The sequence below is a fragment of the Pseudomonas aylmerensis genome (assembly GCF_001702265.1).
GTDB classification, from domain to species: Bacteria; Pseudomonadota; Gammaproteobacteria; order Pseudomonadales; family Pseudomonadaceae; genus Aquipseudomonas; species Aquipseudomonas aylmerensis.
Genome location: NZ_MAUE01000048.1, coordinates 93,604 through 110,952 on the forward strand (window position 1 = coordinate 93,604; position 17,349 = coordinate 110,952).

The following is a 17,349-nucleotide window of genomic DNA, read 5'->3' on the forward strand; positions in this document are numbered from 1 at the left end:
TGCTCTGGGGGCAGACGCATGCCCGGCTGCTAGATTACCGGGTTGAGTGCCACCGCGTTCAGCTCGCCACGCAAGAGAATTCAATGACTGTCAGCACCCCCCTTTCCGGCGTCAACCATCCTTTCAAAGGCATCCTGCTGATTGTGCTGGCGACGTTCCTGTTTTCCAGCCACGACGCGTTGTCCAAATACCTGGCCGGGTTCTACCCGATCGTGATGGTGGTGTGGGCGCGTTACCTGGTGCATACCGTGTTGATGGCCGGGATTTTCCTGCCGCAATCCGGCTTGCGCGTGCTGCGCAGCAAGCGGCCGGGGATGCAGGTGGTGCGGGCGTTGTGCCTGTTGGGCACGAGTTTGTTTTTCACTGCGGCGCTGCATTACATCCCGCTGGCGGAAGCCACGGCGGTGAACTTCCTCGCGCCGATCCTGGTGACCGCACTCTCGGTGCCGCTGCTCGGCGAGCACGTGACCCGAGGCCAGTGGCTGGCGGTGATCTGCGGGTTTGTCGGGGTACTGATCATCATCCATCCCGGTGGCGAGCTGTTCACCCCGGCGGTGCTGCTGCCGCTGTGTTCGGCGCTGTTCTTCTGCTTTTACCAATTGCTCACGCGCATCCTCAGCCAATACGACACGCCCACCACCAGCAACTTCTTTGCCGGGCTGTGCAATACCCTGGTGATGAGTGCGCTGGTGCCGTTCTTCTGGCAGGTTCCGACGCTGTGGCATGGTGCGTTGATGCTGGCGCTGGGCACCTGCGGGATGACCGCCCACTTGATGCTGACCCAGGCGTTCCGCTTTGCGGCGCCGGCCTTGCTGGCGCCGTTCGGCTATTGCCAGATCGTCTTTGCGGGGTTGTTGGGCTGGCTGGTGTTCAGCCATACCCCCGATGTGACCACGGTGGTCGGCATCGGGGTGATCTGCATGAGCGGCTTGGCCGCTGCCTGGCAGCAGCGGCGCAGGTGATCAGACGTCTACGGTGGGAATCTTGCGCGGCGCCATGAAGTACATCCAGGTCAGCGCAATGAAGTACATCGCCGGGATCAGGGTGAACAACACCGTGTAGTTGTTGTTGGTCACCGTGAGGATATGCCCGACGATCTGGGTCATGAACATGCCGCCGATGGCCGCGCACATCCCGCCAAAGCCGAACACCGTGCTCATCATGTGCTTGGGCGTGTAGTCCATCACCAGGCTCCAGATATTCGCGGTCCAGGCCTGATGCGCGCCGATGGCCAGGGAGATGGCAAACACCGCGACCCACAGCTGGCTGGAGCCGGCCGCCATGATCACGCCGACGATGCAGCAGGCAAACAGCAGCATCGACAGCAACCGCGCCTTGATCGAGTTCATCCCACGGCCGATCAGGAACGACGAGAGAATCCCCCCACCCACACTGCCGAAGTCGGCGGTCAAATAGATGATGATCAGCGGGATGCCCATCTGTGTCACGTTGATGCCCAGGTTGTATTGCTGGTTCAGGAACGGCGGCAGCCAATACAGGTAGAACCAGAACACCGGCGCGGTCATCGAGTAGGCGAGGGCGAAGGCCCAGGTGCCGCGCATGCGCAGGATGCGGCTGAACGGCACGCGCGGTTGTTCCGGTTCGACTTCCTGTTGCACGTAGTCCAGTTCGGACTGTTTAACCGTCGGATGGTCTTCCGGGTTGTAGTACTTCAAGCCCCAGAACAGCAGCCAGATCCCGCCGAGCGCCGACATGCACAGGAACGCCGCCTGCCAGCCCCACACGTGCAGGATCAACGGCAGCAACATCGGCGTCATCATCGCGCCGACGTTGGTGCCGGCGTTGAAGATGCCGGTGGCCACCGCGCGCTCGCCGGCCGGGAACCACAGGCGGGTGGTCTTGACGCAGGCCGGGTAGTTGGCGGCTTCGGTCAGCCCGAGGATAAAGCGGCAGACCATAAAGCCAACGGCCGAGGTCGCCAGGCCGTGGGCGCCGGTGGCCAGGCTCCACAGCAGCACCGCGCAGAAGAACACGCGCTTCACGCCGACGCGGTCGATCAAGCGCCCTTGCAGCACAAAGCCGATGGCGTAGCCGACCTGGAACCAGAAGTTGATATTGGCGTAGTCCATCGCCGTCCAGCTCATCTCCTTGGCGAGGATTGGCTGCATCACGCCCAGGGCGGCGCGGTCAATGTAGTTGAGGGTGGTGGCGAAGAACACCAGGGCCAGCATGCCCCAGCGAGTTTTACCCACGGCCAGGGCGCCGCGAATCTTGTCGCCGATGCCGGCGTGCGGGTTGCCCGGGCGCGCGGCCAGGACGGAGTTTTGCGAAGGCATGAGGTCGTACCCGTTTTTTGAAATTTTTATGGTGTGTTCTGGGTCTTGATACGGAATCGATGGTGCGCAGCGGTTAAAAAATCGTCAATTCGTCAACAGCCATTGTGTTCGATAATCGCACTGAAAACTAACCGGTTCGTACATTTCAATTGCTGTGAACAGTTTAGCGGCGAATAATTTGCCGTAAATAAGACGAGCCTCAAATGCCGGGAGTCGCCCCATGCAACGCTCTATTGCCACCGTTTCCTTGAGCGGAACCCTGCCGGAAAAACTCGAAGCCATCGCGGCTGCCGGGTTTGATGGCGTAGAAATCTTCGAAAACGATCTGCTGTATTACGACGGCAGTCCTCGGGAAGTTAGGCAAATGTGTGCCGACCTGGGCATTGCCATCACCCTGTTCCAGCCCTTTCGCGACTTTGAAGGCTGCCGCCGCGACCGCCTGGCGCGCAACCTGGAGCGCGCCGAGCGCAAATTCGACTTGATGCAGGAACTGGGCACCGACCTGGTGCTGGTGTGCAGCAACGCCTCGGCCGATTGCGTCGGCGATGAACGCATCCTGCTGGATGACTTGAGCCTGCTGGCCGAACACGCTGGCCGGCGTGGCTTGCGCATCGGCTATGAAGCGCTGGCCTGGGGCAAGCACGTGAACACCTGGCAGCAGGTGTGGAACCTGGTCCGCCAGATTGATCACCCCAGCCTCGGCGTATTGCTCGACAGCTTTCACACCTTGTCGCTGAAGGGCGACCCGAGTGGCATCGCCGAGATTCCCGGCGACAAGATTTTCTTTGTGCAGATGGCCGACGCGCCGATCCTGGCCATGGACGTGCTGGAGTGGAGCCGGCATTTCCGCTGCTTCCCCGGCCAAGGCGAATTCGACCTGGCGGGGTTTCTCGCACCGATCATAAAAAGCGGCTACACCGGGCCGTTGTCCCTGGAGATTTTCAACGACGGCTTCCGCGCCGCGCCCACTCGTGCGAATGCGGCAGACGGCTTGCGGTCGCTGCTGTACCTGGAGGAGAAGACCCGCCAGCGCCTGGCGCAGGAGCAACCTGCGTTGCCGGTGGAGATCCTTTTCGAAACCCCGGCGGCCAGCGAATACGACGGCATCGAGTTCCTCGAGTTTGCGGTGGATGAAAACCTTGGCGCCAAGCTGACTCACTGGCTGGAGCGCCTGGGGTTCGTCAAGGCCGGCCAGCACCGGTCCAAGAGTGTCAGCCTGTTGCGCCAGGGCGATATCAACCTGATCCTCAACTGCGAGCCGTATTCCTTCGCGCATAACTTTTTCGAAGCCCATGGACCGTCGTTGTGTGCCACGGCGATTCGGGTCAAGGACAGCGCCAAGGCCCTGCAGCGGGCAGTGGCCTACAAGGGCCAGCCCTATCGCGGCCTCGTGGGCCCGAACGAGCTGGAACTGGCCGCTGTGCGAGCGCCGGAGGGCAGCCTGATTTACCTGGTGGACCCGAGCGAGGGCGGTCTCTACGACACCGACTTCAACCTGCAACCGGCCACTGCCGCCAGCGGTGGCTTGCTGCGCATCGACCATATGGCCATGGCGCTGCCGGCCGACAGCCTCGACAGTTGGGTGCTGTTCTACAAGAGCCTGCTGGATTTCGAAGCCGATGACGAAGTGGTGCTGCCCGACCCGTATGGCCTGGTGAAAAGTCGCGCACTGCGCAGCCGCTGCAGCTCGATTCGCCTGCCGCTGAATATCTCCGAGAACCGCAACACCGCGATTTCCCACGCTCTGTCGAGCTATCGCGGCTCGGGCGTGCACCACATTGCCTTCGACTGTGCGGACATTTTCGCCGAGGTACGCCGCGCGAAAGAGGCCGGGGTGCCGCTGCTGGATATTCCGCTGAACTATTACGACGACCTCGCCGCGCGTTTCGATTTTGACGACGAGTTCCTCAGCGAACTGGCGTACTACAACGTGCTGTACGACCGCGACGCGCAGGGCGGTGAGTTGTTTCACGTGTACACCGAACCGTTCGAGGGACGGTTTTTCTTCGAGATCATCCAGCGCAAGAACGGCTATGCCGGCTATGGCGCGGCCAACGTGGCGGTGCGCCTGGCGGCGATGGCCAAATCGCGCAGCGGTGCAGTGCGTCAGGCACGTTTATGACGGTGGGCCAGGTGCTTCCTTCGGGGAGCGCCGCGGCCCATAATCACTGCCTGCATAACAATGGCCGTGAGCGCACCATGACCTCGAGTCCCGAACTCCCCGCGGTGTCAGACGCACCGCGCAAGAGTCGCAAGAACAATCCGGAAAAGACCCGCGAAAACATTCTCCAGGAAGCCATCGTCGAGTTTGTCCAGCAGGGCCTGTCCGGCGCTCGCGTGGATGCGATCGCCGAGCGCATCCACACCTCCAAACGCATGATCTATTACTACTTCGGCAGCAAGGAGCAGTTGTACGTCGAGGTGCTGGAGAAGCTCTACGGCGATATCCGCAACACCGAAACGCGGATGAACCTCACCGCGCTGGAACCGCGCGAAGCAATCCGCCGGCTGGTGGAGTTCACCTTTGATCACCACGACCAGAACGTGGATTTCGTGCGCATCGTCAGCATCGAAAACATCAACAACGCCGAATACGTGAAGCGCTCCGATTCGATCAAGGCGATGAACAGCAACATCCTCGAAGGGCTGGGCGCCACCTTGCAGCGCGGGGCTGAGTTGGGCGTGTTCCGCCAAGGGCTGAACCCGCTGGACGTGCATTTGCTGATCAACTCATTCAGCTTTTACCGCGTGTCCAACCGCCATACATTCAGTGAGATTTTTCAGATCGAACTGTCGGATGAGGCGATCAAGCAGCGGCATCGCGAGATGATTTGCGATTCGGTGATGCGGTACTTGCAGGCCTGAGTACGCGCGATATTCGGGAAGGAATGCAGTCCCTGTGGGACTTGCTTGCGAAAGCGGTGGGTCAGTCGCTGCAGGGGGTGGCTGATCTGGCGCCTTCGCGAGCAAGCCCGCTCCCACATTTGGAATGTATTTCAAGGTTAAAGCCGAGTTGTGCCGCCTGCTCAAATGCCGATGCAGCACCCCGAATCCCAAGCCCGAACAGCGATCAAAACTGTGGGAGCGGGCTTGCTCGCGAAAGCGGTGGGTCAGTCGCTGAAGAGGGTGGCTGGTCTAGCGCATTCGCGAGCAAGCCCGCTCCCACATTTGGGGTGTATTTCAAGATTGGAACCGGGTGTGTACCGCCCGCTCAGATGCCGGTGCAGCACCCCGAATCCCAAGCCCGAACAGCGATCAAAACTGTGGGAGCGGGCTTGCTCGCGAAAGCGGTGGGTCAGTGGCTGCAGGGGGTGACTGATCTGGCGCCTTCGCGAGCAAGCCCGCTCCCACATTTGAAGTGTATTTCAAGGCTGGAATCGAGTTGTGCCTCCCGCTCAGATGCTGGTGCAGCACCCCGAATCCCAAGCCCGAACAGCGATCAAAACTGTGGGATGTATTTCAAGGTTGGAACCGAGTTGTACCGCCCGCTCAGATGCCGGTGCAGCCCCCCGAATCCCAAGCCCGAACTGCGATCAAAACTGTGGGAGCGGGCTTGCTCGCGAAAGCGGTGGGTCAGTGGCTGCAGGGGGTGACTGATCTGGCGCATTCGCGAGCAAGCCCGCTCCCACATTTGGGGTGTATTTCAAGGTTGGAACCGGGTGTGTGCCTCCCGCTCAGATGCCGGTGCAGCCCCCCGAATCCCAAGCCCGAACAGCGATCAAAACTGTGGGAGCCGGGCTTGCCCGCGATGGCGGTGTGTCGGGTAGACAGCTATCGGCTGGCAAACCGCTATCCCCGGCAAGCCGGCTCCTACAGTTGATCGTGTTTCGACAGTCAGCTATTCATGCGCTGAAAGTGCGCCAGCATGCGCTGCGCATCCGGCACCTTGCCGCTGAACAATTCAAACGCCTTGACCGCTTGAAACACTGCCATGTTGCCGCCATCCAGGGTGCGGCAACCCAAGGCGCGGGCGTCGCGCAGCAGCTCGGTTTCCAGGGGGAAATACACAATTTCTGCCACCCACAGTTGCGCTCGCAACAGCGCAGCGGGCACCGGTGTGCCCGGTAGCTTGGCCATGCCCATGGGCGTGGTGTTGACCAGGCCATCTGCTTCGGCCATGGCGTTTTCCAGGTCATGACCGACTTGGGCGCGACCGGCGCCGAAGCGCTGCGTGAGGTTATCCACAAGGTCGCGGGCGCGGCGGGTGTCCACATCGAACACACTTAATTGTTCCACGCCTTCGGCCAGCAGCGCGTGGGCCACTGCCGCACCCGCGCCGCCGGCGCCCATTTGCACTACGCGCTGGCGGGCAACATCACTCAGGTTTCGCCGAAACCCTTCGGCAAAGCCCAGGCAGTCGGTGTTGTGGCCGATGCGTTTGCCGTCCTTGAACACCACCGTATTGACCGCTCCAATGCCGCGGGCCTCGTCGGATAATTCATCGAGCAAGGGCAGGATCGCCTGCTTGCACGGGTAGGTAATGTTCAGGCCGGTGAAATGCATCAGCTCGGCGGCATCGAGCAAGTCGGGCAGGGCGTTGAGGTCCAGCTTCAGCGGTTCCAGGTCGATCAGCCGATACAGGTAACGCAAGCCTTGGGCGTCACCTTCCTGCTCATGCAGGGCCGGCGTACGGGAAGCCTGGATGCCGGCGCCGATCAGGCCGGCGAGGATGCGCGATTTCATTGCGTCGATCCCTTCAGCAACTGGCTGAAATGCTCCAGGGCCAAGTGGTAGCCATGGCTGCCGAACCCGGCAAGCACGGCCTTGGCGATGGGCGACACAAACGAGTGGTGCCGAAACGCCTCGCGCGCATGCACGTTGGATAAATGCACTTCGATTACTGGTACTTCACTGGCCACCAGCGCGTCGCGAATCGCCACTGACGTGTGGGTCCAGGCTGCCGGGTTGATCACGATCCCGGCGCAGCGGGCGCGGGCGCCGTGGATCCAGTCCAGCAGCTCGCCTTCGTGGTTGGTCTGGCGAAATTCGATTTTCAGCCCCAGTTGCTCAGCGCTGCGGCCGCACAGGGCGGCGACATCGGCAAGGGTTTCATGGCCGTAGGTGGTCGGCTCGCGGGTGCCGAGCAGGTTGAGGTTGGGGCCGTTGAGCACCAGCACGATAGGCGGCATAAGGGGTGTCTCCACACTTATTGTTAGTTGTGCGGATAAAATGTACTGGATGGTTAATTTGGTCAATTGATGGCAGCGGATGTGTTCGATTACCGAACCGTTAATCAGACCTTGAGGCGCGACGGATCAGATTAGATATCAATTGAAAATCATTCTCGACAACGCTTAAGATGCCCGCCTGTTTCCTTAACATTCCAGGGAGTCGGTTTGTCGGACGTGGATCTCAAAGGCCTGTTTCTCAAGCACGCCGATACCCTGCGCGGGTATCTGGCGCGCAAGGTACGGGACCCGCAGTTGGCCGCGGACCTGGTGCAGGAGAGCTTCCTGCGCCTGGCGGAAAAGCCGGCCGGCGAGCGCATCGACAACTCCCAGGGCTATCTCTATCGAACGGCGAGCAATCTGCTGATCGACCATATTCGCCAGGAAGCGCGGCGCAAGACAGACTCCGTGCCCCACGAGGCGCTGGCCGAGATTGAAGATGAAGTGGCCGGGTTGGAGGCTCAGGCAATGGCGCAGCAACAGCGACAGGCATTGAAGCAGGCACTGGCGGAGTTGCCGGAGCGCACCCAGCAGATTTTCCGCCTGAACCGCATCGAGGGCATGACCCACGCCCAGGTTGCCCGGCACCTGGACATCTCCGACAGCTCCGTGCAAAAGCATCTGGCCAAGGCCTTGGCCTACGTGATGCAGCGCCTGCAGGACGGCGAGGTGGCGCCACCCGACGAATGAATTACCGAAAAACGCCAGGTCAGTCGTCACAGCGTTATATAACGAAAAATTCGAGATTCACACGTGAATAGCCAGGGTCCGCAACAGCACAGCATTACCGAGGTGGCCGCCGAGTGGGCGGTGCGCCTGCACGCCGGTGCCCTGACCGACCAGGAGCAGGCCGAGCTGCGCCATTGGATCGCCTGTGACAGTCGCCACGAAGCGGCGCTGCGCTTTGCCGAGCAGACCTGGGCGGCGTTGGGCGAGGTGCATAAGGATGAGGCGGTACACCGCCGGCGCCCCTCTGCGGCGGTGCTGCCGGTGCGCCGGTCGTCGCGGCGAAGGCCGTGGCAGCGGGCGGCGGCCGTCGCGCTGGTCGTGGTGGCGGCGGGTGTCGGCTGGGTGCGCGGGCCGGAAGCCTGGCTACGCCTGCAGGCCGACTATGTCACCCAGAAAGGCGAGGTGCGCACCGTGCACCTGGCCGATGGCAGCACGGTGGAGCTGGATTCCGCCAGTGCCATTCGCCTGGATTACGACGGCGTGCAACGGCGCATCAGCCTGCTCCAGGGCTCGGCGATCTTCGATGTGGCGCCGATGGTCGGCAAGGAGACCCGGCCATTCGTGGTGCAAAGCGCCGGCGGGCAGACCCGCGCGTTGGGTACGCGGTTTGTGGTGGACCGCGAGGAAAGCAGCCAGGCCTGGGTGGGCGTGTTGCAGCACAGCGTTGCGGTGTCCTTGCAAGCCTCGCCGAAAAAAGGCCCCAGCGACCGTGTGCTCCAGGAAGGCCAGGCCGCGCGCTACAGCCCCCAGGAAGGCATCGTGCCCCTGGATCAGTTCGATGTAGAGCGCGCCACCAGTTGGCGTCGCGGCGTGTTGATCTTTGATCGCCAGCCCTTGGCCAAAGTCATCGAACAACTCAACCGTTACCGCCCGGGGCGCGTGGTGTTGACCAGTGCGGACCTGGGCGATCGCGAAGTCAGCGGGGTCTTCCGCCTCGACATGCTCGACACCGCCCTCGGTACCCTGACCCAGGAATTGCAAGTGCAACGCCTGGACCTGGCAGGCCTCAGCCTGATCTATTAACACCCCTGCTGGTGGTGGCGCCCGCGAGATCTTTCCCACGCCATCGCCGGCAAGCCGGCTCCTGCGCGTGTATTTGCCTACCAATCCCCCTCATTTAAAAAACTTTGAAGAAAATCTTACTGACTTCCTGCGCGTCGCACGTCTTGCTAGGTGAGAAGCATTCGCATAAACAAAAACGCTTACGCAGGGAAAAACACAAATGTCAGCACTCAACAAGGGGCGTGTCACCGGTAGCCGGTTAGCCCTGGCCATTCACCTGGGCCTGTTCGCGGCCGCGGCGCCGGTGTTCGCCGCACAGCCGCAAGTGGCAGCGGCCCAGCCTGCAGTGCTGACGTTCAATATTCCCGCGCAATCGCTTGGCAGTGCGGTATTGGCCTTCGCCGATCAGGCCGGCCTGCAGGTGTTGTTCGACAGCCAGCGCCTGCAAGGCTTGAACAGCACCGCGCTGCAGGGCAGCTTCGGGGTACAGGAAGGCCTTGGCCGCCTGCTCGGCGCCGCCCCGGTGGACTACCGCTTTACCGGCGAGCGCCAGGTCACCCTGACCCGCGTCGAGCAGCCGAGCACCCCGGCATTGTCGCTGGCAACCACCACCATCACCGGCCAGCACGCCCAGGATTGGGTGTACTCCTCGCCACGCTCGGTCAGTGTGGTCGGGCGTGAACAGCTGGATCGCAACCCGCCGCGCCATGCCGCCGAAATGCTCGAGGAGGCGCCAGGCGTCTACTCGGCGGTCAGTCAGCAGGACCCTGGCCTGTCGGTGAATATTCGCGGGATCCAGGACTACGGCCGCGTCAACATGTCGGTCGACGGCATGCGCCAGAACTATCAGCAAAGTGGTCACCAGCAACGCAATGGCACCCTGTATGTCGACCCGGAGTTGTTGTCCGAAGTCGTCATCGAAAAGGGCGCTACCTCCACCATGGGCGGTGCGGGCGTGATTGGCGGGGTTGCCAATTTCCGTACCGTGGAGGCGGCTGATCTGCTCAAGGACGGCAAGGAAATCGGCGGGCGCATTCGTCTCACCACGGGGCTGGGCGGGCGCAGCAACGGCACGCACTTTATCGGCAGCTCGGCGTTTGCCGTGGGGACCGACGTGTGGGACATGCTGGTGGCCGCCAGTGAGCGCCACCTCGGTGATTACAAGCCTGGCACCCAAGGCAGCATCGGCGATCTGCGCACCGGCAGCTCCTTCCTGCCGAACAGTCAGGAACGGATCAAGAACACCCCCGTCGCTTATTCGGGCTCGGTGATGCGTTCGCGCCTGCTCAAGCTCGGTATCAATCTGCCGGTGGACCAGCGCTTGCAACTGAGCTACCTGACCACCGAGGTTGGCTACGACGACGTGAACATGATGACCGCCGAAAAAGCCCAGTTATGGGAAAAGCTCGGCAGCAGCAATGTCACGGCGCAGAACTTCGCGCTGGACTACAGCTACACGCCGGACAACCCGCTGATCGATTTCAAGGCCAAGCTCTACTACGTCGATACCCGCAATGACCAGAGCACCCTGACCCGTGGCAGCAGCAAGGGGTACGAGGTCACCTACCAGACCAACACCTACGGTTTGCAGGCCCAGAACATCTCGACCTTTGCCTTGGGCGAGCTGTCCGTGCTCAAGGCCAACTATGGGCTGGAGTTCTTCTACGACAAAGTCCGCCCGGACTCCAACCAAATGGTGGAGGCAGGCTCGGCGGTGACCGCTTCTGCAGCGGAAAGCATCACCCCCGAGGGGGACCGGGCACTCGGCAGCCTGTTCGCGCGCCTGGATTACGACTATGACAACTGGCTGAGCCTCAATGCCGGCTTGCGTTACGACCGCTATCGGCTGCGCGGCGAAACCGGCTTGAACACGCGTACCTTCATTATTGGCACCACCCGGCAGGTCGGCTTGCCCATGACCTATGACGTGGACCGGGAAGAGGGGCATTTCTCGCCGACCTTCGGCCTGTCGATCAAGCCTGGCGTGGATTGGTTGCAACTCTTCGCCACGTACGGCAAGGGCTGGCGCCCGCCGGCAGTCACCGAAAGCCTGGTCAGCGGCCGGCCCCATGGCGGGGGCTCGGAGTCGATTTTCCCCAACCCCTTCTTGAAACCGGAGACGTCCACCGCCTGGGAAGTCGGCTTCAACGTGCTGAAGGAAGACCTGGTGTTCGCCGATGACCGCGTGGGCATGAAGGTGTCCTACTTCAACACCCGCGTCGACGACTTCTCCTACATGGCCCTGGGCGTGCAGCCGCCCGGTTATGGCATCGCCAATATCGGCAATGCGGCGTATGTGAACAACCTGGAGACCACGCGTTTTCGCGGTCTCGAATACCAGTTGGATTACGACGCCGGGTTTGCCTATGGCCAGTTCAACTACACACGCATGCTCGGCAGCAACAAGTTCTGCAGCAAGACCGCATGGCTGGGCGGTGTCACCAAGATCCAGAAAGGCCCGGGTAGCCGTGCGCCTGTAGACGCGATGGTGCCGGACGACGTGGCCAATGCGGGGCAGAGCTGCAGCGCAATCCTGGGCTCCTCCGAACACATGCCGATGGACCGCGGCACCGCGACGCTGGGTGCACGCTTCTTCGAGCGCAAATTGGATGTGGGCGTTCGCGCCCGCTACAGCGGCGGTTACTACGTAAAAGGCGGCGTCGGCGTGACCACGTCGCAAACCGGCGTTTATCCGGCCGACTGGAAGCCCTACACCGTCTACGACCTTTACAGCAGCTACCGCGCCACCGACCAACTGACCCTGCGACTGGCCATGGAAAACGTCACCGACCGCGCCTATCTGGTGCCGCTGGGCGACGTGTTGGCCTTTACCCTCGGGCGTGGGCGCACGTTGCAGGGCACCGTTGAATACCAGTTCTGACCGATTTTGCCCAGTGACGGGCAAAACCACAGCAGGCACTGGCTTGCTGTGGAGATACCACCCCATGACTTGGAGTTTTGCATGAGCATTTCTATTTCATACAGCACGACCTATGCCGCCAACACGGTTGCCGAGTACCTGAGCGACTGGTCCGCTTACTTTGGTGACCTGAACCACCGCGAAGGTTCGGTCAAAGAAGGTTCGAACACCGGTGGTTTCAATCCTGGCCCGTTCGACGGCACCCAATATGGTGTGTCGAGCACGGTCAGCAACGCGGCGGTGGTCGCCAACGGTGACCTGCACTACACCTTGTTCAACCCGCCGTCGCACACCCTGTGGGGTTCGATCGACTCCCTGAACCTGGGCACTATCCTGTCGGGCGGCGCCAGCAGCGGTGGCTACACCCTCACCGAGCAGGAAGTCAGCTTCACCAACCTGGGCCTGTCGAGCCTGCAGTCCGAGGGCCGTGACGGCCAGGTGCACCAGATCATCTACGGCCTGATGAGCGGCGACAGCACGGCACTGGCCTCGGCGATCGACTCCCTGCTCAAGGACATCGACCCAAGCCTGTCGGTCAACTCCACCTTCGATCAACTGGCGGCTGCCGGTGTTGCTCATGTCGACTCGGCGTCGGTCGCCGCTGCCGATGTGGCGCTGGTGGGCGTTCAGGATGTGCCTCAGGACTTCGCCCTGGCAGCCTGATGCCATGAAAAAAGCGAATGGAAGATCGCTCTCCCATTCGCCGCATTACACCGCTGTCGCCAAGCCTTCTAACTCTTCAAGCGACGGCGGTGCCGAATTCTGCGCAGCGTCGCATGGCCTGTCAACGCAACGACGCTGCCCGCTCAACCCTTTGAGAATCCCCAGATGCGCCACGCCGGCAACGAAACCCTGGCCGCCCTCGCGGCTTATAAAAGTGGCTTCTTCAACATCGGCCTGTTCTCGGCGGTGATCAACCTGCTGATGCTGGCCCCGGCGCTGTACATGCTGCAGGTGTACGACCGGGTGCTGGCCTCGGGCAATCAGATGACCCTGCTCATGCTGACGCTGATGATCCTCGGCCTGTTCGGCCTGATGGGCGCATTGGAGTGGGTGCGTAGCCAGGTGGTGATCCGCCTCGGCACGCAGATGGACATGCGCCTGAACCAGCGGGTGTACGACGCCGCGTTCGAAGCGCAACTCAAGGGCGGCACCCAGGCGGCGGGGCAGGCGCTGCATGACCTTACCACCCTGCGCCAGTTCGCCACTGGCCAGGCGCTGTTCGCGTTTTTCGATGCGCCGTGGTTTCCGGTGTACCTGCTGGTGATTTTCCTGTTCCACCCCTGGCTCGGCCTGCTGGCCCTGGGCGGCGCGGTGATGCTGATCGCGCTGGCATGGCTCAACCACCGCGTCAGCCAGGCGCCGATGGCCCTGGCCAGCCAACTGTCGATCAGCGCCAGCCAGCAGGCCACGGCGAACCTGCGCAATGCCGACACCATCGAGGCCATGGGCATGCTCGCCACCTTGCGCGGGCGTTGGTTCCGCCAGCACCAGGCGTTTCTTGCGCAGCAGAACCTGGCCAGTGAAAAGACCGCGGCCGTCACGGCCTGGTCCAAGGGCGTGCGCCTGGCGTTGCAGTCGCTGGTGCTGGGCCTCGGCGCGTTGCTGGCGGTGCAGGGCGAGATCACGCCAGGGATGATGATTGCCGGGTCGATCCTGATGGGCCGCGTGCTGAGCCCCATCGACCAACTGATCGGCGTCTGGAAGCAATGGGGCTCGGCGCGCCTGGCCTACGAGCGCCTGTCGCAGATGCTTGAGGCCAACCCGGCGCGCCCCGAGCGCATGAGCTTGCCGGTGCCCAAGGGGCAACTGAGTGTCGAGCAGATCAGCGCCTGCGCTCCAGGCAGTCGGCGCCCGGCGCTGGCCAACCTCGGCTTCAACCTGCCGGCAGGCGAAGTGCTCGGCGTGATCGGCCCGTCGGGGTGCGGCAAGTCCACCCTGGCGCGGGTGCTGGTGGGGGCCTGGGCGCCGCTGGCCGGCAAGGTGCGGCTGGACGGCGCCGACCTGAGTCACTGGGACAAGCAGCAACTGGGGCCGCACATCGGTTACCTGCCCCAGGACATCCAGCTGTTCGCTGGCAGCATCGCGCAAAACATCGCGCGTTTTGAGGCGGTGGACGCCGACAAAGTCCTCGCCGCCGCACAAATGGCGGGCGTGCATGACTTGATCCTGCAACTGCCCCAGGGCTACGACACCCCACTGGGGGAGGGCGGTGCCGGCCTGTCCGGTGGCCAGAAACAGCGAGTGGCCCTGGCCCGCGCGCTGTACGGCTTGCCCGCCCTGATCGTGCTGGATGAGCCCAACGCCAATCTCGACGAGGTGGGCGAGCAGGCCCTGCTGCAGGCGATCACCCAGCTCAAGCAGCAGCGCCGCACGCTGATCCTGATTACCCACAAGCCCAACGTGCTGACGCTGACCGATCAGCTGCTGATCCTCAAGGACGGCCAGTTGCAAGCCTTTGGCCCGACGGCGCGGGTGCTGGAAGCGCGGCAGAAACCTGCGGCGCCCAAGCCGGTGTCGACCATGAGCATGAGTTACCGCCTCGGTGAAGGAAAACAGGCATGAGCAGCAGTAAACCGGTGTTGGTCAGTGATCAGCCGAACAATGTGCTGGCGCTGGATGACAAAAAATACTCGCGCCTGGGGTGGTGGCTGGTGCTGGGTGGCTTCGCCGGCTTCCTCGGTTGGGCGGCATTGGCGCCGTTGGACAAGGGCGTGGCGGTGCCGGGCAAGGTCATGGTCTCGGGTCATCGCAAGACGGTGCAGCATCCGGCGGGCGGTATCGTCGAACGCATCGAAGTGCGCGACGGTGATGTGGTCAACGCCGGCCAGGTGCTGCTGCGTTTGAAGGAAACCCCGTTGCGTGGGCAGATGCAGTCCCTGCGCAGCCAGTACCTTGCGTCCCTGGCCAGCGAAGCGCGCTTGAGTGCGGAAAGCGAAGGGTTGGCGGCGGTCACCTTTGGCCCCGAGCTGCTTGACGATCCCGAGGCTGCCAACACCCTGGACCTGCAACGCCAGCTGTTCAGCAGTCGCGCCCAGGCGCTGGCGACCGAGCAGCAAGGCCTGCGCGAAACCATCGCCGGGATCGAGGCGCAGCTACGTGGCACGCGCGACTCGCAGGCCAGCAAGGTCCAGCAACGTGCAGCGCTGAGCGAGCAACTGCAGGGCCTGCGCGAGTTGGCGCGCGACGGTTACATCCCGCGCAATCGCCTGCTCGACAGCGAGCGCCTGTATGCCCAGATCGACGGCACCATCGCCGAGGACTACGGCCGTATTGGCCAATTGCAGCGCCAGGTCCTGGAGCTGCGCCTGCGCATCCGCCAGCTCGGCGAAGACTTCCAGAAAGACCTGCGCGGCCAATTGGCCGATACCCGTACTCGCAGTGATGACCTGCGCAATCGCCTGGCCTCGGCCGAGTTTGAGCTGGCCAACAGCCTGGTACGTGCGCCCGCGAGCGGTGTGGTGGTCGGCCTGGATGTGTTCACCGAAGGCGGGGTAATCAAGCCTGGCCAGGCATTGATGGACATCGTGCCCCAGGGCGAGCCGTTGCTGGTGGAGGCGCGAGTGCCGGTGCAGATGGTCGACAAGGTGCACCCCGGCTTGCCGGTGGAATTGATGTTCTCGGCCTTCAACCAATCCACCACGCCACGGGTGGCCGGCGAGGTCACGCTGGTGTCGGCGGATCGCCAGGTCGATGAGCGCACCGACGAGCCTTACTACACGCTGCGCGCGCAGGTCAGCGCGGCCGGCATGCAGCAACTGGACGGCGTGCAGATCCGCCCCGGCATGCCGGTGGAAACCTTCGTCAAGACCGGTGAGCGCTCGATGCTCAACTACCTGTTCAAACCGTTGCTGGATCGCACCCACATGGCCCTGGTGGAAGAATGAAGGCGTTGTTGTTCACCCTGTGTTTCAGTTGCGCACCGGCGGCGCAGGCCCTGGGTTTGTTGGATGCGTACGACCTGGCCCTGCGCAATGACCCGACCTTCCAGGCCGCGATCCAGGAGCGCGAGGCCGGCGAGGAGAATCGTGCGATCAGCCGCGCCGGGCTGCTGCCGAACCTGTCCTGGAGCTATAACAATTCGCGCAATGAATCCGAAGTGACCCAGAGCACCGCCGTGGGCAATGTCACCAGCGACCGCGATTACCGCAGCTATGCGTCGACCCTGACCTTGCAGCAACCGCTGCTGGATTACGAAGCCTATGCGCGCTTTCGCCAGGGCACTGCCCAGGCGCTGATGGCCGATGAACGGTTTCGCGGCAAGAGCCAGGAACTCGCGGTGCGCGTACTCAGTGCCTACAGCCAGGCGTTGCTGGCCCAGGAGCGTATCGAGCTGAGCCGCGCACAGAAACGCGCGTTTGCCGAACGCCTGCAACTCAATGATCGCCTGCTCAAGGGCGGGGAAGGCACGCGCACCGACGTGCTGGAAACCCAGGCCCGCCTGAGCCTGGCCCAGGCCGAGGAAATCGAGGCGCTGGACACCCAGGACAGTGCCCTGCGCGAGCTGGAAGCCATCGTCGGCCAACCGTTGCAGATCGAAGAACTGGCACCGCTGGCTCGCCAGTTCGCGATTCCGCCGCTGGAACCCACCCGGTTCGACACCTGGCGCGAACTGGCGATGGCCAACAACCCGGAGCTGAAGTCCCAGCACCACGCGTTGGACGTTGCCGAATATGAAGTAGAGCGTAAACGCGCCGGCCACATGCCCAAGGTCAGCCTCTACGCCAGCAGCCGCCAGACCAGCTCCGACTCCGAAAGCAGCTACAACCAGAAGTACGACACCAACAGTGTCGGCATTCAGGTCAGCCTGCCGCTGTTCGCCGGTGGCGGCGTGTCGGCGTCCACCCGCCAGGCGGCGCACCAACTGTCCCAGGCCCAATACGAACTGGATGCGCAAACCTCGGCGACCCTGGTGGAGCTGCGCAAGCAATTCAACCTCAACACCAGCGGCGCGGCGAAAGTGCGTGCCTACGAAATGGCCGTCAGCTCCGCCACCGCCTTGGTCACCGCGACCCAAAAAAGCGTCAGCGGCGGCGAGCGCGTCAACCTCGACGTGCTCGACGCCGAACAACAGCTTTACACCGCCCGCCGCGACCTGGCGAACGCGCGGCATGCGTATCTGCTGGCACGGATTCAATTGAAGTATTACGCAGGATTGCTCAACGAGCAGGACTTGCAGGCGTTGGCAGGGTATTTCCAGCCGCCACCTTTGCCTTGAAATGCATGCCCCCTG

Annotated in this window: 13 protein-coding genes; 10 read left to right on the forward strand and 3 right to left on the reverse strand. The window is 62.8% G+C overall.

Annotated features, from left to right (window positions below; genetic code table 11):
• Positions 1-83: 83 nt before the first annotated feature.
• Positions 84-962, forward strand: coding sequence for a DMT family transporter (locus BBG20_RS30715; RefSeq protein ID WP_065910150.1), 879 nt, complete (start codon positions 84-86; stop codon positions 960-962).
• Here BBG20_RS30715 and BBG20_RS30720 read toward each other — a convergent pair whose 3' ends face one another.
• The gene (locus tag BBG20_RS30720) at positions 963-2,297 is read right to left on the reverse strand and encodes an MFS transporter (RefSeq protein ID WP_065910151.1); all 1,335 of its coding nucleotides are present in this window, start codon (positions 2,295-2,297) and stop codon (positions 963-965) included. It abuts the gene before it with no gap.
• A gap of 220 nt (positions 2,298-2,517) precedes the next feature.
• Between BBG20_RS30720 and quiC the strand changes: the two genes are divergently transcribed.
• Entirely contained in the window at positions 2,518-4,419 is a 1,902-nt protein-coding gene (gene quiC, locus BBG20_RS30725) for a 3-dehydroshikimate dehydratase QuiC (RefSeq protein ID WP_065910153.1), read from the forward strand.
• 77 nt (positions 4,420-4,496) lie between these two features.
• Complete coding sequence (locus BBG20_RS30730; protein ID WP_065910346.1) at positions 4,497-5,162, forward strand: TetR/AcrR family transcriptional regulator; 666 nt, start codon at positions 4,497-4,499, stop codon at positions 5,160-5,162.
• A gap of 969 nt (positions 5,163-6,131) precedes the next feature.
• On the opposite strand, the gene BBG20_RS30735 is transcribed toward BBG20_RS30730, so the two are convergent.
• Together BBG20_RS30735 and aroQ are read right to left on the reverse strand one after the other, a co-directional pair.
• On the reverse strand, positions 6,132-6,980 hold the full coding sequence (locus tag BBG20_RS30735; protein WP_065910155.1) for a shikimate dehydrogenase: 849 nt from the start codon (positions 6,978-6,980) through the stop codon (positions 6,132-6,134).
• On the reverse strand, positions 6,977-7,426 hold the full coding sequence (gene aroQ, locus BBG20_RS30740) for a type II 3-dehydroquinate dehydratase (RefSeq protein WP_065910157.1): 450 nt from the start codon (positions 7,424-7,426) through the stop codon (positions 6,977-6,979). Before aroQ ends, BBG20_RS30735 begins: the two co-directional genes overlap by 4 nt.
• A gap of 207 nt (positions 7,427-7,633) precedes the next feature.
• On the opposite strand from aroQ, the gene BBG20_RS30745 reads away from it, so the two are divergent.
• From BBG20_RS30745 to BBG20_RS30775, 7 genes are all read left to right on the forward strand, one after another.
• Positions 7,634-8,155, forward strand: coding sequence for an RNA polymerase sigma factor (locus BBG20_RS30745; protein ID WP_065910159.1), 522 nt, complete (start codon positions 7,634-7,636; stop codon positions 8,153-8,155).
• A 63-nt stretch (positions 8,156-8,218) separates the two neighbouring features.
• The gene (locus BBG20_RS30750) at positions 8,219-9,217 is read left to right on the forward strand and encodes a FecR family protein (protein WP_065910161.1); all 999 of its coding nucleotides are present in this window, start codon (positions 8,219-8,221) and stop codon (positions 9,215-9,217) included.
• A 199-nt stretch (positions 9,218-9,416) separates the two neighbouring features.
• A complete protein-coding gene (locus BBG20_RS30755) occupies positions 9,417-12,077 on the forward strand; it encodes a TonB-dependent receptor (protein ID WP_065910163.1) in 2,661 nt (886 codons plus the stop codon).
• A gap of 81 nt (positions 12,078-12,158) precedes the next feature.
• Entirely contained in the window at positions 12,159-12,779 is a 621-nt protein-coding gene (locus BBG20_RS30760; RefSeq protein ID WP_065910164.1) for a heme acquisition protein HasA, read from the forward strand.
• Positions 12,780-12,944: 165 nt separating this feature from the next.
• A complete protein-coding gene (locus BBG20_RS30765; protein ID WP_065910165.1) occupies positions 12,945-14,681 on the forward strand; it encodes a type I secretion system permease/ATPase in 1,737 nt (578 codons plus the stop codon).
• A complete protein-coding gene (locus BBG20_RS30770; protein WP_065910166.1) occupies positions 14,678-16,003 on the forward strand; it encodes an HlyD family type I secretion periplasmic adaptor subunit in 1,326 nt (441 codons plus the stop codon). The genes BBG20_RS30765 and BBG20_RS30770 overlap by 4 nt, the downstream gene beginning before the upstream one ends.
• Positions 16,000-17,334, forward strand: a complete 1,335-nt coding sequence (locus BBG20_RS30775) for a TolC family outer membrane protein (RefSeq protein WP_065910171.1) — start codon at positions 16,000-16,002, stop codon at positions 17,332-17,334. Before BBG20_RS30770 ends, BBG20_RS30775 begins: the two co-directional genes overlap by 4 nt.
• Positions 17,335-17,349 lie beyond the last annotated feature (15 nt).